Origin of the sequence: Bacteroides sp. AF34-31BH (assembly GCF_003602795.1) — a bacterium.
Lineage (GTDB): Bacteria > Bacteroidota > Bacteroidia > Bacteroidales > Bacteroidaceae > Bacteroides > Bacteroides uniformis.
On sequence record NZ_QTLV01000001.1, the window covers coordinates 168,262 to 191,124 of the forward strand.

General features: G+C 47.5%; 17 protein-coding genes. 2 read left to right on the forward strand and 15 right to left on the reverse strand.

The window, feature by feature from the left end; genetic code table 11:
• Positions 1-14: 14 nt before the first annotated feature.
• From DWZ67_RS00755 to DWZ67_RS00810, 12 genes are all read right to left on the reverse strand, one after another.
• Positions 15-929, reverse strand: a complete 915-nt coding sequence (locus DWZ67_RS00755) for a FecR family protein (protein ID WP_117887680.1) — start codon at positions 927-929, stop codon at positions 15-17.
• Positions 930-991: 62 nt separating this feature from the next.
• Positions 992-1,588: an RNA polymerase sigma-70 factor gene (locus DWZ67_RS00760; RefSeq protein WP_120138129.1), complete on the reverse strand. Its 597-nt coding sequence runs from the start codon at positions 1,586-1,588 to the stop codon at positions 992-994.
• Positions 1,589-1,996: 408 nt separating this feature from the next.
• Positions 1,997-3,349: an MFS transporter gene (locus tag DWZ67_RS00765; protein WP_005832748.1), complete on the reverse strand. Its 1,353-nt coding sequence runs from the start codon at positions 3,347-3,349 to the stop codon at positions 1,997-1,999.
• A gap of 190 nt (positions 3,350-3,539) precedes the next feature.
• The gene (locus tag DWZ67_RS00770) at positions 3,540-4,436 is read right to left on the reverse strand and encodes a glycerophosphodiester phosphodiesterase family protein (protein ID WP_120138130.1); all 897 of its coding nucleotides are present in this window, start codon (positions 4,434-4,436) and stop codon (positions 3,540-3,542) included.
• A gap of 23 nt (positions 4,437-4,459) precedes the next feature.
• On the reverse strand, positions 4,460-5,830 hold the full coding sequence (locus DWZ67_RS00775; RefSeq protein ID WP_057089558.1) for a RagB/SusD family nutrient uptake outer membrane protein: 1,371 nt from the start codon (positions 5,828-5,830) through the stop codon (positions 4,460-4,462).
• 18 nt (positions 5,831-5,848) lie between these two features.
• Entirely contained in the window at positions 5,849-9,406 is a 3,558-nt protein-coding gene (locus DWZ67_RS00780) for a TonB-dependent receptor (RefSeq protein WP_005832753.1), read from the reverse strand.
• A 1,206-nt stretch (positions 9,407-10,612) separates the two neighbouring features.
• Entirely contained in the window at positions 10,613-11,587 is a 975-nt protein-coding gene (locus tag DWZ67_RS00785; protein ID WP_057089559.1) for a FecR family protein, read from the reverse strand.
• Between the two features lie 131 nt (positions 11,588-11,718).
• Positions 11,719-12,321, reverse strand: a complete 603-nt coding sequence (locus DWZ67_RS00790) for an RNA polymerase sigma-70 factor (protein ID WP_005832757.1) — start codon at positions 12,319-12,321, stop codon at positions 11,719-11,721.
• A gap of 134 nt (positions 12,322-12,455) precedes the next feature.
• Positions 12,456-13,727, reverse strand: coding sequence for a histidine-type phosphatase (locus tag DWZ67_RS00795; protein ID WP_057089560.1), 1,272 nt, complete (start codon positions 13,725-13,727; stop codon positions 12,456-12,458).
• Positions 13,728-13,747: 20 nt separating this feature from the next.
• Complete coding sequence (locus DWZ67_RS00800) at positions 13,748-14,407, reverse strand: CatA-like O-acetyltransferase (protein WP_005832761.1); 660 nt, start codon at positions 14,405-14,407, stop codon at positions 13,748-13,750.
• Positions 14,408-14,468: 61 nt separating this feature from the next.
• Positions 14,469-16,502 carry a protein-disulfide reductase DsbD family protein gene (locus DWZ67_RS00805; RefSeq protein ID WP_120137963.1) on the reverse strand — a complete coding sequence of 678 codons (2,034 nt, stop codon included), beginning with the start codon at positions 16,500-16,502 and terminating at the stop codon, positions 14,469-14,471.
• A 17-nt stretch (positions 16,503-16,519) separates the two neighbouring features.
• Entirely contained in the window at positions 16,520-16,828 is a 309-nt protein-coding gene (locus DWZ67_RS00810; protein ID WP_120137964.1) for a Dabb family protein, read from the reverse strand.
• Between the two features lie 102 nt (positions 16,829-16,930).
• Here DWZ67_RS00810 and udk point away from each other — a divergent pair, with 102 nt between their 5' ends.
• Positions 16,931-17,542: a uridine kinase gene (gene udk / locus DWZ67_RS00815; RefSeq protein ID WP_005831829.1), complete on the forward strand. Its 612-nt coding sequence runs from the start codon at positions 16,931-16,933 to the stop codon at positions 17,540-17,542.
• Between the two features lie 55 nt (positions 17,543-17,597).
• Positions 17,598-19,019 (forward strand): transglycosylase SLT domain-containing protein, encoded by a 1,422-nt coding sequence (locus DWZ67_RS00820; protein ID WP_181979425.1) that lies wholly within the window; start codon positions 17,598-17,600, stop codon positions 19,017-19,019.
• A gap of 40 nt (positions 19,020-19,059) precedes the next feature.
• Here the strand turns inward: DWZ67_RS00820 and metH are convergent, their stop codons facing one another.
• Genes metH through DWZ67_RS00835 form a run of 3 tightly spaced genes read right to left on the reverse strand, consistent with a single transcriptional unit; the run spans position 19,060 to position 22,860 of the window.
• On the reverse strand, positions 19,060-21,825 hold the full coding sequence (gene metH / locus DWZ67_RS00825) for a methionine synthase (protein ID WP_120137965.1): 2,766 nt from the start codon (positions 21,823-21,825) through the stop codon (positions 19,060-19,062).
• A 1-nt stretch (position 21,826) separates the two neighbouring features.
• The gene (gene smpB / locus DWZ67_RS00830; protein WP_005831836.1) at positions 21,827-22,279 is read right to left on the reverse strand and encodes an SsrA-binding protein; all 453 of its coding nucleotides are present in this window, start codon (positions 22,277-22,279) and stop codon (positions 21,827-21,829) included.
• An 8-nt stretch (positions 22,280-22,287) separates the two neighbouring features.
• The gene (locus tag DWZ67_RS00835; RefSeq protein ID WP_120137966.1) at positions 22,288-22,860 is read right to left on the reverse strand and encodes a Yip1 family protein; all 573 of its coding nucleotides are present in this window, start codon (positions 22,858-22,860) and stop codon (positions 22,288-22,290) included.
• Positions 22,861-22,863: the final 3 nt, after the last annotated feature.

Sequence of the window (22,863 nt, forward strand, 5' to 3'; positions counted from 1 at the left end):
TAACTCCCGTTAACCTATTTGCTTTTTATCACGATGACAGAGCCGTCCATTTCGTACGTAAAATCGGCAGTAAGCATCAGCATGTTCAAAGCATTCCGGATGCCATTGCCGGGGATGGTTCCGGTGAAACGTTCGTTCAAAAGCTTATCCGACTCAAAGCGTATCTCTACATTATAAATGCGCGAAAGAGTACTCATGATATTCTTCAACGATTCTTTGTCGAAATACAGATTTCCCTTTATCCACTCAATGTAATCTTCGGAATTCACTTTTGTGGTAGTCAGCTTTTGGGTAAGCTTATTGTATTCCAGCTTGTCGCCGGGAATCATGGTGTGCGACATTCCTTGGGCGTACACCCCTACTTTACCTTCTTGCAACACAACAACGATGTCCTCGTCGTCTTCGTAAGCCGAAACATTAAAAGAAGTTCCCAGAACTTTCACTTCCAGCTCACCGACTTGCACTATGAAAGTACGACTTTCATCATGAGCAACCTTAAAAAAAGCTTCTCCATTGAGTTGCACACACCTGTTTTTTTTACCAAAATCATTCAAATAACTCATTTGAGATGCTGAATTCAGAACAACATTCGTCCCATCCGGCAACTCAATCCTTGCCTTGTCACCCTTATCGGCCTTCACAACGAAAGGCATTCCGGGTGTTTGCGACATGTCTATCAAGTAATAAGTGAAGAAAGCGAGGCAAACGGGCAGACAAATCATGGCAGCCCATCTCAGAATATTCATACGGATAACCCGCGCAGAGCGTGACTTGCCAACCGTCTCTTCCTTGATACGGACAAACATCTTGTTGCGCAATGCAGAATCAATCTCTGCATCCGATTTGGCGAATTCCTCCTCCCACCAGTTTTGCAGGTGGCAGTCGTTCTTCATCCAGTCCATTAGTTTTCTATACTGTGCCTTATCCATCTTTTTGTTATTTAAAAGTATACACTTTCATCCCGCTTATTATCCAAAATCCCTTGTCACATTTACACTTCATTAACAAAGAATACAAATAAAAGGGCAAGAACAGCGTCGTAATTCTGCATTAACTGCGTGCGCATGAATTTTACGGCAAGAGACAACTGTGTAGCAACCGTACTCTCGGATATTCCCAATTGTTCTGCTATCTCCTTATTGGTGTAATGCTGCCTTTTGCTCAGGATGAATATCTTTTTGCGTTGTTCGGGAAGCTTGTCTGCCAATGAGTCTATGTACTCATGCAGAAAGTGCAGGTCGATGCCTTCTTCCGTCTGGAAATCACGGTCTATACCGCTTTTCATCAAGTACTCATTATAAACAAACTCCACCATCTGCCTTTGATACATATTCATCAGCAGATTCTTGGCAATGGTGCAGAGGAAAGATATGAATGATGATTCCGGGTCCACTGTTCCACGAACCTCCCATATACGGATAAAGGTGGACTGCACCACTTCTTCAGCCATATACCGGTTGCCCGCGGAAATACGCATGATGAAGTTATACAGCTTACCGCTATATCTGTGATAGAGCTTCTCGAATGCCTGGAAAGAGCCTGCACCCAATTCGGCCAATAAGCGTTTTTCATCTGTAGAATCGACCATATCCTTAGATTTTTGCAACAAAAGCATATCCTTTACGGACATAAAGAGATGGCAATATTATCAATATTTTCGCAAATAAAGGCAGATAAAAGGAAATATTATGTGAAAAAAGAATTCAAAGTGATTTTGGTGCGGCAGGAACTTCATACTTTTTGAGTGTTTTTAAATGAAAGACAACTCCACATTCTGAAAATCAAAAGGATGTTTGTTTTCCAAAACACATTTGTTATCTAAGTTTGCCCTAAATACACAAACTATGAGAATTATAGCCAGGAGCATTTGGGAAGTACAGCAAATCAAATCCCATAAAAGAGGCATCGCTATGATGCCTCGAATTTTAGTTGCAAACTCCCCTTATTCTATTCATTTGCCGATGTAAGGATAGAATTAAGCTGCTTTGGCAATGTGCTATGCTTCTTCTTCATTCCGCGCATTCCACACAAACAAAGCCAGCAATGTAGATAGCAATGCCGCCCCTATCCAGAACCAGTTGATGTAGGTAAAGTCGTACACCTCCACGCCATCCACCAACTGCTTGTTCCCTTCTATCAGCACGCCGCTCATTACGTCTTGCAATCCTGCACCTATATAGCTGGCTATACCTACAACGCCCAATGCTGCGCCCGAAGCATTGCGCGGAGCAATATCTACAGCCATCAGCCCTCCGAGAAAGCAAATCAGCACACCGATGCCAAGGCCGAAAAGTATCATGGCCAAAGCGTCCACCCAGAAATGAACACCGGGAACCAGCAGGAACAAGCAGAGTGCAACCACATTCATCAGTCCGAAGATAAGGGCGGGCACATTACGGCGGCCGCCGAACAGCTTGTCCGAAATGACACCGGAAAACATCGTACCCACAATGCCACAGACCGAACTGATGGAAATGATGAAACTGGCATCCAGTGTAGAATAGCCCTTCTGCGCTTCCAGATAGAATACGCCCCAACTGTTCACCGCATAACGGCTGATATACATAAAAGCACTACTGAGTGCCAATATCCAGATGGCAGGATTGCGAAGTACGGCTTTCTGCGCACGGCTGAATTCCTCGCTTTCCAACACACTCATTTTTTTCTTCGCCTTAGGCATATTGACAATGGGCAACCCTTTGCTTTGCGGTGTATCGTGGAAGAAACGCCAGGCAATCAATGCACCTGCCAGCCCCACAAGTCCTGCTCCAAAGAAACCATACCGCCAGCCGAAAGCACTGACAATGGAGGCAATGATGATAAATGTCATCGCCTCGCCGATGTTGTGGCTCGCACTCCAGAAGCCGTAGAAAGAACCGCGCTGTTTGTCGGTGAACCAGCGTGACAAGCCTACCACGCAAGAAGCGGCCCCCATCGACTGGAACCAGCCACTGATGCCCCAAAGGATGGCAAACAAGATGAATGAATGGACAAAGCCGAGACAAAGGTTCACCAATGCCGTGACCAAGAGTCCGGTAGTCATGAAACGGTTGATGTTGCTGCGGTCGGCCAGGAAACCGTTTGTAAACTTACCTATGGCATAAGTGAAGAAAAGTACGGAACCGATAATACCCAGTTCTGTTTCGGAGAAAATACCTTCCTCCACTATCGGTTTCTTCACTACATTCAAGCTGAGACGGCATACATAATACATGCCGTAGCCAAGCGTTGCCGCAAGAAAAGTAGACCATTGCAGCCGCTTCAAGCGCCGTTGACAGGCGGACACAGAAAGGTCGGTACAAGGTTTATCGGAAGAAACCTTGTAGAAATTTATAAGATGTTTCAACATTGTATTTTGTTATTGGATTTAAGTTTCGCAAGCTCAATCGCAACCATCCGGCGGATGTATAGCGAGGAAAGGAGATATTCCGTCGCTACACTCCGCTGAATGACAGAGATTACTGAATATAAATTTGTATTATGCCAGAGCCTTTGCAACCAAGCTTGCGGAACTCGAACGGATAGTGAACCAAATTGCTTTATTCGTGCATTTTTTTCGTTCTCAGATACTCCAGCAAATAAGCCGGACGGTCAGTCTGTAGGATGCGGCATCCCAATGTGTCAATCAAATAGCCATAGCCCTCATCGGGGTTTTGCAAAGACATGTCATCGTCGTGTCCGCCTGCCATCGTATCCCACAAAGTGTTGTACCAGATAAAGGAGCGGTCGGCTAAAGTCGTTGCCAGCTTCTTGGGAAGCGGGTTGGAGTCCTTTACATACAGCAGTTCAAAAGCTACGGGAGACATCTCCTTGACAAACGTCTCTATCTGTTCCTCGGCCCCCGGCTTGTCGAGGTCGACAATGGGCATATAGATTACGTCATTCAGATAATCGCCGAATTGTTTCTTGACTTCGGCTGCTGTTTTGCGCCCTTTCATTATAATCTGCTTGGTGGTTCCGGTCTTCTTCATCAGCTCATAAATCTGGTCGAAATAGAGGTCGGCCTGGTCCAGATTTATCATTATCTTGCCTTTGGCATGCAGCAAGGCCTCTTCCAAAGTAGGAACTTTGTGGATGGTACGTATGTTGCAGCCGTTTTTCAACTTCAACCCACGTATGTAGTCGAGAGTGGCTTCCGAAACCAGCCCCTTGCCGGTGGTTGTGCGGTCCAGTGCCCGGTCGTGCATCAGTATCAGTTCACCATCCTTTGTCTTCTTTACATCCAGTTCCACAATATCCACACCCATTCTAACGGCATTGTCTATTGCCTCTAAAGAGTTTTCCGGAAAATTGCGCCAGTCGCCGCGATGGGCTACCACAATTACTGAACTCTGGTCGCGATTCATCAGTTTTTCACGAATCTGCGTCACTCGGTCTTGAGCCGAAAGCTGCAATACTGCCAAAACAGCAAACAGCAATAAATATATCTTTTTCATCATTTCATGGATTATAAATTCAATCATTCCAATGCATAGCCTTCGTTCTGCCAACCGGCTTTGTCATTGACATTCTCTATTTCGGTTTGAGGAACCGGATAGAGCTGCCGGTAAGCATCAATACCGGGAAATATGGCAGCCATTTGTCCGGTGCGAACAATGTCGAACCAACGGTCGCACTCCAGAGCAAGCTCCAAACGGCGTTCCTTATATACTGCCTGGCGGAAGAGTGTTTTTGTGGACAGTTCGGCCAATGTTTTCCCTTCAAGACCTGCATTTGTGCGTACGGCATTCAGAGCATCCAAAGCATCTTGTGTAGGAACAGCGGCAAGCTCATTGGCAGCTTCGGCATACATCAGCATCACTTCGGCACAACGCATTACCGGAAAGTCGGCACTGGTCTCATTGTTCGTTGCCGGAGCATTGAACTTGCCCGGACGCTGTCCGCTGCCCGTAGGTTCTACCAGGGCCTTACGGTTATCCTTGTCGCTTTCAAACTCCGCTTGCTCCAATGAGATGATATTGCCATTGTCATTGTTACGATAGCGGTTGTTCTGATGTACCGACTCGCCTACTCCACCTTTCAGATATTGAACGGCAAAAATAATGTCCTTGCTCGTCTTCAAGTCGTTGGGAAAAGTTTGCGGCATGGGCACCAGCATCAAGTCTTTTCCGGCATGAATGGCTGCTACCACCGGAGCAAGTTCATTGACCACTTCCTGATAGTTCTTCCTATATAAATAAACCTTTGCCAGCAATGCATGCGCCGCATACGAAGTGGCACGGCCTCTTTCCGATTCGGGCCAAACCGCGGGTAAACCTTTGGCTACAGCCAAGTCGCTGATTATCTGCCCATAGACTTCATCAATGGGAGCACGCTTGTTGTTACGCGCTTCGGCCACGGTCTGCGTTTTTGTAATGATGGGCACCTCGCCCCACAAGCGAACCAGGTTAAAGTAACAAAGAGCACGTATAAACGAAGCTTGTCCGGCAATGCGAGAGCGCTGTTCGTCGGACATCGGCACTTCTTCCACATTCTGCAACACCAGGTTGCAACGATAAATAGTCTTGTACAACGAAAGCCATGCCCCCGACAAGTTGGAGTTTGCCGGAGTTTCCGTGAAAACTTCTATCTGATAAGTGATGCCGCCACTGGCACCGGAATTGTCATTCTTCACATTGTCACCACGTACTTCCATCAAAGTCATGAACTTCGCTCCATACTGGTCGCTGGATTGCAACTCATCATAGATACCTATAACGGCTCCTTCCAAACCCTTCACATCCTTATAAAAGGTTTCCTCCGTAGGAAAATCAATAGGTTTCAAGTCTATAAAATCACTACAACTTGAAAGAACCATTGCTGTAAGAACAAACATTATTACTTTTTTCATATTACTGTCTTTTTAAGATTAAAACGTAAGATTAACACCTATCGAAGTGGTTCTTGCCAACGGGTATACACCATAGTCTTCGCCATTGGTAGTAGCGGCACTGCGATTTGAAACTTCCGGATTATAGCCTTCATAGTTGGTAAAGGTAAACGGATTTTGGATGGAACAGTATACGCGCGCCGACTTCAGATACACCTTTTTGAGCCAGTTTTCGGGCAAGGTATATCCCAACGAAATATTCTTGATGCGCAGGTAAGACCCGTCTTCCACGTGCCATGTAGAGGTGGTGCCGTTCTGCCCCTTACTGACGCGGTTGGCACGTACATTCATTCCACTACCAGGATTGTCTTCCGACTTCCAGCGGTTCAAAGCTCCTTTGTAGTTATTCATATTCCCTTCGTGGTTATAGAAATACCGGCGAGACAAGTTCAGGATTTCATTGCCCTGCACACCTTGAAACACAATGCCGAAGTCAATGCCTTTCCAAGCCAGTGTAGCACCGAAGCCATAAGTAAAGTCGGGCATATAGTTGCCCACGATGGCGCGGTCGGTATCCGAAATATCAAGTATCCCGTCTCCATTGACGTCCTTGAACTTGAAGTCGCCCGGCTTCGTGTCGGCCAGTCCGTAGTTGGTGGGAGAATCCTTGTAGTGCAAAGCTGCATCCACTTCGGCCTGATTCTTATAGACACCTTCTACCACTGGAAGATAATAGCTTCCGATGGCCTCACCCACGCGGGTTATGAAATAGGCATTGCTCACCGAACCGGAAGAAATAATATCGGCATTGCCCGGTCCAAGTTCTTTCACTTCGTTGATGTTCTTCGAGATATTGAAGTAAACACTCCAGTTGAAATCGCCCATCTTCTGATTGGTGGCGATATTGAATTCCACACCTTTGTTGTTCACCTTGCCGATGTTCTCGAGGCGAGTGTTGTAACCGGTTGTCATGGGTACGGGGACATTGAGCAACAAGTCATACGTGTTACTGTTATATAAATCCAGCCCCAAAGTCAAACGGTTACTGAACAGCGACGCATCGAAACCTACATTCACCTGCGCTGTCTTTTCCCAATGCAGTTCGGGATTGGGCATGCTCTTGGGGGCCGCACCCTTTATTACTTCGGCATTGCTTCCGCCCAACACATAACTATAATAGGCAACTTCGCCTTGTGCACCATAGTTGGGAATACGGAAGTTACCCGTCAGACCGTAGCTGGCGCGAAGTTTCAAGTCGTCGATGAAAGTCAGCGACTTCATAAATTGCTCTTCCGTCAGACGCCATCCGGCAGATACCGACGGAAACCATCCCCAACGGTTCTGTTTGCCAAAACGGGAAGCACCGTCGGCACGGATTGCTCCTGTAAGCATGTACTTGCCTTTATAGTTATACTGAATTCTGGCAAGTCCTGAAAGCAAGGCCCATTCGGAAGCATGCGAATTGCCGCGGGTAACGGTACCTGCATTGAGAGTGGGCACGCTGTTCGTAATGAATCCGTTGGCAAAAGCATAAGTACTTTCGTCTCGTTGGTATTGCATGGTCCAGCCTACCAGTGCAGAAAGAGAATGCCCGTGGATTTCCTTATTATAGCTCATCGTTTGCTCAAACAGCCAGTTGTACATCTTGGCAGTCTTCGCCGTTGCTTCGGGCACCGACTCCGGATTTCCCTCCGTATTGGAAATGGGGATAGTGGACGGACGGAACGTATCTTGCGAGCTACTGTAAATATCCACACCGAAATTGGCCCGATACTTCAATTCGGGCATAAAAGCCACTTCTCCGTAAATATTGCCAAAAACACGGGATGCCTTCGTTTCGTCCTTCTGCAACATGGCTAATGCTACGGGATTCCATACTTGCGTCTGGCTGTTACCTTTCTTTATGGAACCGTTTTCGAGTACTGTCTGTGTATTGGGACTCCAGGCATTCTGAGAGAAGCAAAATGAACCGTCGGGATTATAAACCGGAAATATAGGAGCACTGTGCAGCGCCGAAGCAATGATACCGCCACCGCCCGAATTGTAAGCGCCGTCAGAATTAACCGCATTCTCTATCGTTACAGACGGATTGAGCGAAAGGCCGAACTTGAAAATACCTTCGGTTACATCGAGGTTGAAGCGCGAGCTGTAGCGCGTAAAGTCACTGTTGATAATGACACCTTCTTGTGACAAATAATCTACAGACGCATAATATCTTATCTTCGGGCTGCCGCCTGAGACAGAAACCGAATGGCTCTGCATGCCTGCCGTACGGAAGATTTCGTCCTGCCAGTCCGTGTCTACCAGTCCTTTTTCACCTCTCAGGTATGGCAAGATTTCAACGGGAACAATTGTATTATAATCATTGCTTGTATTTTGCAGACGGATGGCATTGCTGTCCGAGATGTCAAAAGACAAAGGATTCTTATTCTGCGCTATGAGCTTACGGTTGATGGACTCCATCTTGTCGGTATACGTATTGTTGCGTGCATCGTTCACCAAATCGGCATACTCGTAGGCATTCAGCATGTCTATCTTCTTTGAAACCGTCTGCCAGCCATAGTATCCGTTATAGGAAACTGTAGCACGCCCTTCCTGCCCTCTCTTGGTAGTAATCAGTACCACACCGTTCGAACCACGCGAACCGTAGATGGCAGCCGAAGAAGCATCTTTCAGCACCTCGATGGACTCTACATCGTTCATATTGAACGTATTCAGCTGCTCCTGGGCAAGAGGCACACCGTCCACAACATAGAGCGGAGAGGTTCCTGCCGTAATAGTGCCCGTTCCGCGTACCTTAATCTGCAAGGAAGAGCCCGGAGCACCCGTCGACTGAGACACCTGCACACCCGGCATCTTGCCCACCATCGCCTCGGCCATGGAAGTAACCGGTTGGCCTTTCATATCACTGGCACGAAGGCTGGCAATGGCAGTAGTCACGTCGCGCTTCTTCTGCACACCATATCCCACAACCACTACTTCGTCCAGCAACTCGTTGTCTTCCATCAAGACGATTCTGTCCAGGCCTTTGCCGCCCGCTTTTATCTCTACCGTCTGATAGCCGATATATGAAAAGGCGAGCATCGCATTCCCGGGTACATCGGCCAGGCTATAATTTCCGTCAAGATCGGTAATCACTCCATTGGCAGTGCCCTTTACCAATACACTGGCACCGATAATCGGCTCCCCGTTTGGGTCTACCACTTTTCCGTTGATTGTCTTTGTCCTCACTTTCTCAATAAGCTCTCCACTTTTCTGATTGCCTACGGATATTGTATTGTTGTCCCTATTGAAATATAATTTTGCTTGCGAGGTAATCTGCTCCAAGACCTCTTGCAAAGAAGCGTTGGAAACATGGATGGAGATGCGTGGAGCTGCATTGACTATTTCTTGGTCATAGAAGAATTTCAAACCAGTCTGCACGCCCAGTTGGTTGAACACATTCTCTACCGTTTCATTCTGAACATTCAGTGTAATGCTTCTTGTCTCTTGTGCCCGCACGTATGGGGCTGTAAACAACAAGCATACGAACAGTAAAAAAGCTAAAAATGAATCTACATTTCTACATTTCCTTTCAGTATTAGGAAGATTATTCATAAATTTGTGCGTTTTAGTAATTGAAATAAATTATTAAAAACAAAGATGTGTAATGCGCGATACGTTATTCACACGGGTCGAAACGAATGAATATCCGTCCGGATTACCGGAATAGGGGCTTCTCTTAGAGACAGCTCCTATTTTTTTGTGTAGCTCAAGTTGGTGGTTTCATACTTAATTTTATTAATGATAAAGGTTAACACTCTGGCGATTCGCTTATATATAGTACACAGTCGCCCGAAGAAGCAGGGGTCTCATTAAGATATTTTCACTATTTATGCGAAGCAGTGATTGAATTATATTCATATTTGATAAGAAAGGAACCTAAGTGATTAGCAGTACTATCTCAATTGAGGGTGTGTCGAAATAGAAACTTAGAACACAAATTACGCAAATTATACAAATCATGCTTTTTAATGACTACTGATAATCAGGGATTATCCGAGTCGCTTATTTGCGTAATTTGTGTAATTCGTGTTCCCTTATCACTTCTGACACACCTTCTACCCGTAGGGGGAGGTGGTAGGTAAAACAATAAACACCTATGAATCATAAGAATAAGGTTTTCTTTCCTCACCTACCACCCCGCCCTTTGGGCACCCCTCCTTCTTGAAGGAGGGGAATTGAGATAGTACTTTTAACTCATAAGCGTTTCTGAAACAGTTCATAACTGATAAGAAAGAAATAATCCGTGCTTGAGTAACAAGAGTTTCTTCAACTTGCCCTCACCACCCTCACCGTTTTCCTGAACCTCCCTGTTCATCGGTGTTTCGGAGGTGAGTGAGAGCAATTTCCATGGGTGAGGGCAAGTTTTGCCCTCACCCATGGAAATTGCTCTCACTCACCTTGCCGAGTATCTTTCTGCCCCGTCATTTGTAGGGAAAGCATCGGTGTTTCTTACGAAAAATGCAGTGAATTGATAGTGTGTTCACTATAGTGGTCTGTCTTCTTCACGATAGTGAACAATTCGGGCCATCTTAGTGAACATACTTGTTCACTTAAGTGGAGCGTCAACAAACTCAAAGACTTTTCAGGAGAAACGTATGTGCGAAACACAATGAATGCCTGCACAGTACACTACAAACGCCTTTCAAATACCCTTCAAACGGACAGCACCAAGCCCTTTTTTCTATATTGGCCTGAGTTCGATATAAGGCTTTGCTTATAACTGTATAATAGCGAGTCAAATTCAACTCCTGATTCACACTATTTATAGAGCAATACCTTGTTCCCATCTTTCTTATAATGAATGCCGCTGGTATATTCGATAGACTGCAACACAGCTTCCAGGCTCTTGTTGTCGTGCTCGCCCGAAATCAGATTCTTGAACACCTGCCCTTCGGCAAAAGAGATGGAGCAATTATAAACGCGTTCCAACTCTTTTGCAACATCGTTTATCGGAGTACTGCTGAATCGCAATCCGCCTTTCCGCCATACTGCCACAGTGCGTTTTTCATGCTGCTTGTTGTATTCGCCGGAAATGGTATTGATGTACACCCGCTCCTGGGCGCTTAAGCGCATCATGGCTTCTGGCAAGTCCACTTGCACCTTGCCACTCTCCACATCGACAGAAACAACCTCATCGGACAAATAAGCTTTGATATCAAAGCACGTGCCCAATACACGAACGTCGAAATGATGGGTATTGACAATGAACGGCTGCTTCTCGTTGCGATGAACCCGAAAGTAGCCCTCACCTTCGAGCTCCACCCTGCGTTCGTTGCCCGCAAAGCGGTCGGGATAGCGAATGCGGGAGCAGGAGTTCAAGACCAGTTGCGTGCCGTCAGGAAGCAACACCTGCTTGCATTCGCCATAAGAGGTCGAGGCTTCCAGATAAGAAATCTGCTGTTCGTTGATGTAATCCAGATATCCGACGCCACCCAGCACCAAACAAAGAACCGCAGCTGCAGCGACAGTTGCCATGCGGCGAAACCAGGTCCGTTTTTTGTGCTCGATGCGCTTCAACAATTGGCGCGCCTCTTTCTTCGACTTCTCGCGTTCGAGGTCAGTCAGCGGTTGTTGCGACGCTGATTCGTCCCAAACATCGGCAGCCAGTTCCTCAAGGATGCCTTCCGGTTCCGGCACAGCCAAGTGGTCTGCCAACTTGCTGACATCTTCAACCGTGTACAAGTCATCCAAGTAACGGCGAAGCAAAGTCTTATCTTTCTCGTTATGTTTCATAATCGTTTTTTTGCGGGGAGCTACAAAGATGTTCTTAAACTATCCCTTTTAAAAGAATAGTACACGCAAAAGCGAAGCATCTAGGGTGTATTTAACGTTTTTTATCTCATACGGAAGAAAGATGGGCTTCATTACAAATTCATACAAACAAGAAGCAGCACGAGGTCGGCAGCCGCTACCGAGTTCTTCTGCAAATATCCGCGCAGCGATTTCAATGACAAGGATATAGACTCCTGCACCGTATTGACCGATATACCCAGCGTTTCAGCAATCTCCTTGTGAGACATCTGCTGTTCACGGCTCATTTCAAAGATTTCACGCTGGCGGGGCGTCAATTGCTGCAATGCACGCAAGATTAGTTGCCGCAAGTCATTAGCTAGAATTTCATTCTTCGTTTCATCGGTATAATCCACAGCCTGCGCAAGGACATGCTCCTTGAGTTTGTTCTGGTTATCGAGGTCGCGCAGCTGATTCAGCACACGGTTGCGAACAATTGTATAAAGGTAGGAAGAGAAGGAAGCATCGGGATTGATGAAACGTCGGCTCTGCCAAATCACGGTGAAAGCGTCCTGAAAAACATCCTCGGCATGCTCGCGCGACTTCAGAAAACGCATGGCAAAGTATATCAGGCGGCCCTTATAGGCAGCGTACAGTTCACAAAAAGCATCCTCATCTCCATCTATCAGGCGGAGAACAAGTGCCTTTTCATCAATTAGAGTTTCTGCTGCATACATAGGGCTATCTTTACATTCAAGTACAAAGGTATCGCTAAGATGTTGCAAACGTATGTAAAATTCGGGAAAGAAAAAAGAAAAATGAAAAATAAAGCCGGTTCATCCCTCAAGCAATGACCGGCTTTAACACGCTTCTATCGTCTATAGGCTTTCAGTTTATTCCTATAATAAGCCTCCACATCCTTCCAATGGTAATAAGGAGCCAGTTCGCTTTCTACCGGAAGTTTCATCTCATGCTCGTTGAGCAGCACCTTTACAAGAATGTCATCACTGCCTTTCTTGCGGAAGAAAACGAATTGAACGTTGCCTGCCATCGGGAAAATCTTGTAGTTTCGCCAAGTTTCATCGAGTCTGCTTAAATCGGTAGTCTGATAAGCACAATCACCCAATTCCAGCAGGCATACCAAAGGAAGCAGGCAAGATTCATGGCCGAAACGTAAAGTTGCGCTGTTCTCTTTCTTCACGATGCAAGTGTCGGCCGTATTCAGTATATTTTCCAGCAGATTGGATTCCATATAAGGTATTTCGCTTTTGGTGAGCGGAGACGGGCCATAGGATATATACCAATTCTTGTTGCTGATTTGCCACAAATCATAGCATTCGTCTTTGGTGAAGAGAGAGTAAAGTTCCAGATTCGTGTCGAGACTCTGCATGTTGCTTGCCACATCAAACAACCGGGTCATCAATCTGCCGGCATCCACTTTCCAGTTTACATAATCCTCGTTGTTGAACAAAGCCTTCATCAAGCGTTCCGGATGTACATGCTCCTTCCGGATGGCAGCCTTCGCCTCGACCACTTCATCCGCCTTGCACAATGTCTTGACATAGGGGTCATCGTTATTCATATAGTACATGTCGGCATAGCTGGCATCGTTCTTGAACTGCAACTTCGGATTGAGAGATTGCAGCTTCAAACATTCTGCCGCCATAGAAAGAATGCAGCGGATAACCACCGTGGAGCATGCATCCACCTCGGCTTCTCCTTTAAAGACTTCCGGGAAATTCTTGTACATTCGCTCTGCAATGCCTTTGTGCTGGCGTGCACCCAGCGGAGTCAGTTCGCCATATCTGCTCTTAGCCATGCGCGAGACGCTATCCAAAACACAAAGTGTCTTCTTTCCCAACTCAGTGAGCACACCATTCTCATCAGCCTCACGCATCACTGCCAACGGCTTCTCGTAATCATCCGGATTTATAAGGAACCGTGAACCATGACGGGCATAGTGGCTCAGATAAAAGGGTTTATAACCTGCAGGAGGAGCTGTCTGCTCCACAGTCGGTTCGGGATAGGCATAGTAATTGGCTGCCGAACGATGAACATCTGCAAAGATTTCTTCTTTGGCTGTCTGGGCTCTCATTCCAAGCACCAGGCAACAAAGAACGGTTAGAAAAACGAAACGCTTCATAGATACTACTCTTTTATGATTTATTCATGTGAAATCTCTTTCAGGTATTCTTCTATCTTTCCGAAGAAGGATGCCAAGTGCGAACCATCAACAAAAGAATGATCCACATAGATGGAAAGTGGAAATACCAGACGCCCTTCACGGGTCACCGTTTTTCCGGCAGTCATCAAAGGGTGGCTGCAAGCATTCCCGGCTTCGGCAAGCGTATAAGTGGTAGAGGTGAAATACATCTTAGGGACAGCGCTCAAATGCACTACATCGTAATCGCCTTGCTGCGCGAGATGCTTCTCGGCTCCATAAGGATCGCCATCTTCGGGAATATTGGTAATCAAAGCATAGGCTTCGGCATAAAAGCGGTTGAAATCTTCGTGATAAGGTATGCGTATTGTATAGAAAGTCTTACCGGGAACGGCTATCGGAGAAATGATATCCACCCGATCGTGAAAGACGACCTGTCCATTCTTGTCTTTACGGAAACGAAGTTCATCCACCTCGTTTGCCGAACGGAGCACGGCATAAAGATAGTAAAGGAAAAAAGAGCGTCCCGCTGCTCTGGCAGCCAGACTTGCCTCTGTACAATCAATCTCTGTAGTAATGGAATACCAGGAGCTAACAAAGTTGCGGAAAAAGTTGTAGTTATCCCGGCGTTCCCAAGTTTCAATGTCTATAATCTGTTTCATATACAAAAAAGGGGGTTAGAAAAAAGGATGCCACTTTACGGGCATCCTTTCTATATTCAGTTTATTTTTCTTTCTTATAATTCTCCAATCCAGTCTGCAGGAACTCGATATACTTAGGTATATCCTCGTCGTAGGAGTAAGACTTGTTGAGCGGCTTGCCTTCGTTGTCAATCAGCACATAGAAGGGCTGCGCATTGGCACCAAACTTGACGCGCTGCAGATAACTCCACTTGTCGCCTACGGTACGTAGCGTACGTTCCGTGCCGTTCTCCACAATCTTCACGGGAGAAGGAAGCGGTGTCTTGTTGTCGACGTAAAGCGTGATAAGTACATAGTCGTTGTTGATGATGTCGCTCACCTTCGGGTTGGTCCATACGGCAAGCTCCATCTTACGGCAGTTCACGCAGCCGTAGCCGGTGAAGTCGAGCATCACGGGCTTGCCATGCTGGCGGGCATACTCCATACCGAGGTCGTAATCGTCGAACCTGGCATGCACCTCATTATTGTAAAGGTTGAAATCCTGCGTCTGCATGGGCGGCGCAAAGGCACTGACCGCCTTCAACGGCGCTCCCCACAAACCGGGAACCATATACACCGCAAACGCCAGCGAGGCCAACGCCATGAAGAAACGGGGCACGCTGACCTTCGTATCGTCATCATCGTGCGGGAACTTGATTTTGCCCAGCAGGTAGAAGCCCAGCAGCGCAAAAAGCACAATCCACAAGGCGAGGAACGTCTCACGGTCGAGGATGCGCCAGCCGTAAGCCAAATCGGCCACCGAAAGGAATTTCAGGGCAAAGGCCAGCTCCAGGAAGCCGAGCGTCACCTTGATGATGTTCATCCATCCACCGGACTTGGGCATGGACTTCAGCCAGGACGGGAACAGGGCAAACAGCGTGAAAGGCAATGCCAAAGCTATGGCAAAGCCCAGCATGCCGATGGCGGGAGCCACCACGCTGCCCGTCGTGGAAACCTGCACCAGCAGGAATCCGATAATGGGTCCCGTGCAGGAGAAAGATACCAGCGACAAGGTAAATGCCATCAGGAAGATGCTGAGCAAACCGCTTGTCGCCTCGGCCTTGCTGTCTACAGCCGTACTCCACTTGGAGGGCAACGTTATCTCGAACGCTCCGAAGAAGGAAGCCGCAAACACCACCAGCATCAGGCAGAAAAGGATATTGAATACTGCATTCGTAGAGAGTGCGTTCAGTGCGCTGGCTCCGAAAACAAGCGTGATTGCCAGTCCGAGCGTCACATAAATCACCACGATGGAAGCGCCATACGTCCACGCATCGCGGATGCCCTTCTTCTTGTCCTTGCTGCGTTTCAGGAAGAAGCTGACCGTCATCGGGATGATGGGCCATACACAGGGGGTGAAGAGCGCCAGCAGTCCACCGGCAAATCCCGTAATGAAAATATAAATCCAGGACATGTCTTCCTGCGAAGTGGTTTCGCCCAAAGATTGCAGTTCACTGATGACCGGCTTCCATAGGTCCACCTTGTCCGCCACCTTGATTTCCGTCGGCCCGTCCGCACCGCCGATGGCAGCCACGGGAGCCGTGCCGGAGACAGTCTCCTGCTTTGCGGGCTGTTCTTCGGCTTTCGTTTCAGCGGCAGCGGCGGCAGCTTCTTTGGCAGCCCCTTCTGCCTTGCCGGAGAACTTGAAAGGAACTTGTGTGGGCGGCAGGCAGTTTTCATCGTTGCAAGCGCCATATTCCAGATAGCCTTCTATCTGATAAGCGCCACCCGTCAACTTCAGCTTCTGCACAAATTGCGCCGTATTCTCAAAATAGCGCACCTTCATTTCGAACAACTTATCGAAAGTAGAGATTTCCTTGCCTACGGGCTTCAGTTTACCCACCACTTCCGCTCCGGAGATTTTCTCCACATTGAAAGTCGCCGAGATAGGCCCTCCATCGCCCAAGTCGGTGGAATAGACATGCCAGCCCTTGTCAATAGCAGCCGTAAAAACGACCTCCGCTTCATCGGCAGCCAAAATCTTCAGTTCGGAATTGAACTTGACGGGGTCTTGTATCTGTGCCTGCACCGCCACAGCGAATAGCAACAGAACGAAAGGGAACAGTAATTTCTTCATGTTCTCTGATTTAATTTTTAATTTTCAATTAACTCGTAGTCCACGCAGGCACGGCTCTCTTTCACAGCAGCGATAAGCTTGCCGGCAGCCACATGGTCGGGATGGGCGGCATAGTATTTCACGTCATCCAACGTATCGAACTCACTGTAAAGAGCGATGTTCCAAGCCTCGGCAGGATTGATGTTCAATCCGACTTCAATCTTGCGGATAACGGATATTTTAGCCGGAAGCGCTTCGATAGCTGCCTTGAAACTGTTCATCGCAGCCAACTTTTCGTCAGCCGGTGCCTCATCTTTTAACTTAAATAATACAATGTGCTTTACCATAACTTTGCCATTTAAATGATTTATCACTATATTTGTCAGCCTAAGCGGCTGTTTTAACAACTGCAAAAATACTGGTTTTGTTTCAAATATACACTTAAACGGATGTTAATAATAGGAATTGCAGGCGGAACCGGCTCGGGAAAGACCACCGTCGTACGTAAAATTATCGAAAGCCTACCGGCTGGTGAAGTGGTATTGTTGCCACAAGACTCTTACTACAAGGACAGCAGCCATGTGCCCGTGGAAGAACGGCAGAACATCAACTTCGACCACCCCGACGCTTTCGAGTGGAGCCTTCTTTCCAGGCATGTCGCCATGCTGCGCGAAGGAAGAAGCATAGAACAGCCCACCTACTCATACCTGACGTGTACCCGGCAGCCCGAAACCATCCATATCGAGCCCCGGGAAGTCATCATCATAGAAGGTATCCTTGCCTTGTGCGACAAGAAACTGCGAAGCATGATGGACCTCAAGATATTTGTAGACGCTGACCCCGACGAACGCCTAATTCGTGTAATCCAGCGCGATGTAGTGGAACGCGGACGTACGGCCGAAGCCGTTATGGAACGCTATACACGTATACTGAAACCCATGCACCAGCAATTCATAGAGCCCTGCAAACGATACGCCGACCTCATTGTGCCGGAAGGCGGAAACAACCAGGTGGCCATTGATATATTGACCATGTACATCAAAAAGCACTTGGGGAGTTAATTTGTAATGGAGAATTGATAATGGAGGATTAAGAACGCACTAAACCCTATGAGATATGAACAGCCTGTTTTCTTTCGCCAGACATAAATCATCCATTATCAATTCTCCCGTCCCAATTATCTTGCTGTTGTTGTTGTGCTGCATCGCAGGATGCCGTGGAGGACATCCTGCCGAAAAAGAAGAAGCGGATGACCTGCAACAGATAAAGGACAGCGGAGAACTGGTCGTATTGACACTGTACAGTTCCACTTCCTACTTCATCTACCGTGGCCAGGACATGGGATTCCAGTATGAGCTAAGCGAACAGTTTGCCAAGAGCCTGGGAGTGAAGCTGAGAATAGAGGTAGCCCGGAATGTGCACGAACTCATAGAGAAGTTGCTGGCAGGCAAGGGAGACCTCATAGCCTACAACCTTCCCATCACCAAGGAATGGAAAGACAGCCTGCTTTATTGCGGCGAAGAGGTCATCACGCACCAAGTCATCGTGCAACGTAACGGCGGACGCACCAAACCACTGAAAGACGTAACGGAACTCATCGGGAAAGATGTATATGTGAAGCCCGGAAAATATTATGAACGGCTGGTCAATCTGGACGAAGAGCTCGGAGGAGGTATCCACATCCATAAAGTGACCAACGACAGTATCAGTGCAGAAGACCTCATCACCCAGGTGGCACAAGGAAAAATCCCCTATACCGTAGCAGACAATGACGTGGCACAGCTTAATACCACCTATTACCCTAACCTGAATATCGGACTCTCCATCAGCTTTGACCAGCGTGCATCGTGGGCAGTCCGGAAAGACTGTCCGCAACTGGCAGCCACCGCCAACAAATGGCATGAGGAGAATATGACTTCACCTGCCTATACAGCAAGTATGAAACGATATTTTGAAATCGGCAAGGCCATTCCCCACTCTCCTATCCTCTCCCTGCGCGAAGGAAAAATTTCCCATTACGATGATTTGTTCAAGAAATATGCTCCCGAAATAGACTGGGACTGGCGTCTGCTGGCGTCTCTGGCGTATACAGAATCCAACTTCGACTCCACTGCCGTATCTTGGGCGGGTGCCAGGGGGCTGATGCAACTGATGCCTGCCACAGCCAGGGCTATGGGGCTACCCGAAGGAAAGGAACAGAACCCTGAAGAGAGCATAAAGGCTGCCGTGAAATACATAGGCGCCACAGCCAAAAGTTTTTCCAAGATACCCCAGGAAGAACGCATCAATTTTGTGCTGGCATCTTATAATTCCGGTATCGGCCATGTGCTGGATGCCATGGCACTGGCCGAAAAATACGGCAAAAACAAATATGTCTGGCGTGATAATGTAGAAAACTTCATTCTGCTAAAAAGCAATGAGGAATACTTCACCGACCCCGTCTGCAAAAACGGCTATTTCCGTGGCATCGAAACTTATAACTTCGTAAGGGATATTACGTCACGCTTCGAGCAATACAAGAAAAAGATAAAAAAATAGGGATTAAGGATTAATCCCTAATCCTTATTTTCCTTCCTATTTAAAACAGATTCAGTTTGTTCTTTCTCGCTTCTTCCAGGGAAACGGTTGTCACTTGTTTCTCCCGGTTCTTCTCGCACAACTGCCGATACTTCTCATGCAGTTCTTCTTCCAGTTCCTCCTTTGTCTCAGGATTCATCAGTTTGGCTGCTACTGTAGCATTCTGTGAGGCGTCCTTCAGATGGATTACGGGAGCATGATAGACCGGAGCAATTTTCAGAGCAGTGTGAAGCGGTGAAGTCGTGGCACCACCTATCAGCAGAGGAACGTCCAGACCTGCCTTTTCCAGCTCAATGGCTACATGCACCATTTCATCCAGTGAGGGGGTTATCAGACCACTCAATCCTATCATGTCTACCTTTTCCTCTATGGCATGCTGTACAATGGTTTCGGCAGGCACCATGACGCCAAGGTCCACTATATCGTACCCGTTGCAGGCCATTACTACCGAGACTATATTTTTGCCAATGTCGTGCACATCACCTTTCACCGTAGCCAGCAGTACCTTCCCGGCAGCAGTCGCACCTTCTTCTTTCTCCGACTCGATTATGGGCTGGAGGATGGCAACCACTTTCTTCATGGTGCGTGCCGTCTTCACTACTTGCGGCAGGAACATTTTGCCTGCCCCAAACAAATCGCCTACATGATTCATGCCCGCCATCAACGGACCTTCAATGATAGAAACAGCTTTGGGATACAGCTTCAACGCTTCGGCAAGGTCTTCTTCCAGATAATCGCCGATACCCTTTGTCAAGGCGTACTTCAACCGCTCTTCCACAGAAGTCTCCTCTCTCCAGGCAAGTTGGGAATGGGCGGCAGCCTGCCGCTCTCCTCCGGAAGTTTTTGCCGCCTCTGCTTCCGCTTTCAAGCGTTCGGCAGTTTCTATCAGGCGCTCAGCAGCATCGGGACGACGGTTCAAGACCACATCCTCTATGCGCTCCAATATATCAGCGGGAATATCGGTGTAAAGAACGGAGGCAGCCGGATTGACGATACCCATATCCATGCCCTCGCGGATGGCATAGTAAAGGAATACGGCATGCATCGCCTCGCGAATGTAATTATTGCCGCGGAAAGAGAAGGAAAGGTTACTCACTCCTCCACTGACATGCGCACCGGGCAGATTCTTGCGTATCCATCCGGTGGCACGGATAAAGTCTACAGCATAATTGTTGTGCTCGTCCATACCGGTTGCCACGGCAAGTACATTCGGGTCGAAAATTATATCATGGGGATTGAAACCTATCTTGTCCACCAAAAGACGGTATGCCCGTTCGCAGACCTCAATCTTACGTTCGTACGTGTCTGCCTGCCCTTTTTCATCAAAAGCCATCACCACGGTCGCCGCACCATATTGCTTTATGGTACGCGCATGCTCCAGGAATTTATCTTCCCCCTCCTTCAAGGAGATGGAGTTGACGATGGACTTGCCTTGCAAGCATTTCAATCCGGCCACAATCACTTCCCACTTAGAGGAGTCTATCATGACGGGAACACGGGCAATCTCCGGTTCCGAAGCTATCAGATGGAGGAAAGTCGTCATCTCCACTTGAGCATCCAGCAGCCCGTCGTCCATATTTATATCAATGACCTGCGCACCGTCTTCCACCTGCTGGCGGGCAATGCTGAGCGCCTCGTCATATTTCTTTTCATTAATCAGACGCAAGAATTTGCGCGAACCCGCAACATTACAGCGTTCACCCACATTCACGAAGTTATTTTCCGGCTTCACTTCCAGAAGTTCAAGCCCGGAGAGCCAAAGATTTTCCGGTCTGGGAACCGGCTGATGGGGCGTTGCACCGGCAATCAGCGAGGAGTACTCGGCAATGTAGGCATCTGTCGTTCCACAACAACCACCGATAATATTCACCAATCCCTCATGGATATACTCTTTTACTTCATGTGCCATATCGGCAGGAGTCTGGTCGTATGTGCCCAAGCTGTTGGGCAGTCCGGCGTTGGGATAAGCGCTGATATAATAAGGTGCACGGGCAGCAAGCTGCTCCAGGAAAGGTTTCAGCTGGTGGGCACCAAAGGAGCAGTTCAGCCCAACGGAAAAAATATCGGCATGTTGCACGGAGGCGAGAAAAGCATCCAAAGTTTGTCCCGACAGAGTACGCCCTCCAATATCAGAAACAGTCACAGAGAGCATCAAGGGTACATGAACTCCTACAGTTTCCATCGCCTGCCCGGCGGCAAAAATAGCAGCCTTGGCATTCAGCGTATCAAAAATGGTTTCTATCAGCAAAGCATCCACACCACCTTCGAGCAATGCTTCCATCTGCTCACGGTAGGCATCGGCCAGTTCATCGTAGCTCAAGGCACGAAAGGCCGGATTGTTCACATCGGGACTCATGGAGCAGGTCTTGTTCGTCGGTCCTACGGAGCCTGCCACAAAACGGGGTTTGTCGGGAGTAAGAGAAGTAAACTCATCTGCCACTTTGCGTGCCAGGCGCACTGCGGCAAGATTCATCTCACGCACATAGTCCTGCACATGATAATCGGCCATACTGACGCGGGTGGAACTGAATGTATTTGTTTCGATAATATCTGCACCTGCCGCCAGATACTTGCGGTGAATGTCTTGTATCACATCGGGGCGTGTCAGACAAAGCAGGTCATTGTTACCTTTCATCTGTCCGGGAATCTGCGAGAAGCGTTCACCCCGAAAATCTCCCTCTGTCAAGTTGTATTGCTGTATCATGGTGCCCATTGCACCATCCAAAATAAGGATGCGCTCACGCACCAAACTACCAAGTTTACTCATATTATCTTTTAAACATACGCGCCATATCGCGTTTGTCATCTTTTTCCTTCAGTGATTCGCGCTTATCATATTGCTTCTTACCTTTGGCAAGTGCCACCACAAGTTTGGCCAGCCCTTTTTCATTGATAAACAAACGCACGGGAACAATGGTGAAACCCGGATCTTTCGTGCCGCGCATCAGTTTTTCAAGTTCCTTCTTATTCAACAAAAGCTTGCGCTCCCTGCGTGCATTGTGATTGTTGTACGAACCATAGAAGTATTCGGCCACATGCATGTTCTTCACCCACAATTCGCCGTTGGCAAAGTAACAGAACGTATCGACTAAGCTTGCTTTCCCCAACCGGATGGACTTGATTTCTGTGCCCGTAAGCACAATGCCAGCCGTATAGGTGTCCGTCAGTTCGTAATCGAACGTAGCACGCTTATTCTTTATATTTACAGGAGCTTGTTTCATAACATTTATCAGTTTAGCACTACCGTCAGCTTATTGAATATCCATTCAATCACTACCGGACAAGCTATTAACAAAATAGAAGAAAGAATGGTGAAACGCAAACGGTCTTTATCTTCTATCTGCATCACCTTTTTGCTTCCTTCCCACACAACATACACGATATAGAATTGGAGCAACAGAGCCATAATGCCGAAATTCGGCAATATGCCGATAACAATCCTCAGCATGAACACCACTACCAGTGCATAACCTGCAAACTGTTGCGCCAAAGGAATATCACTGTCCAGCATAAACATGCGGACACGCAACCCATTGATGAGATAGGCTGCCAAAAAGTATCCTCCAAACAAGGATACAGCCACCGCACAGCATTGTGTCATGGCATATTGAAAGCTTTGCGGCCCGTCCCATCCCATCTTCATCAAAGAACCGATGAAAACGGACAACCCGCATAAACCAATCATAGGATAGACAAAAGCAGTAAATACTTTTCGTCTATCCTCTAAACTAATTTCCTCCCAGGCACGAGCCGGAGAGGAAATCAGTAGTATTGCTATATGAAATAAATCTTTGTAATTCAAATC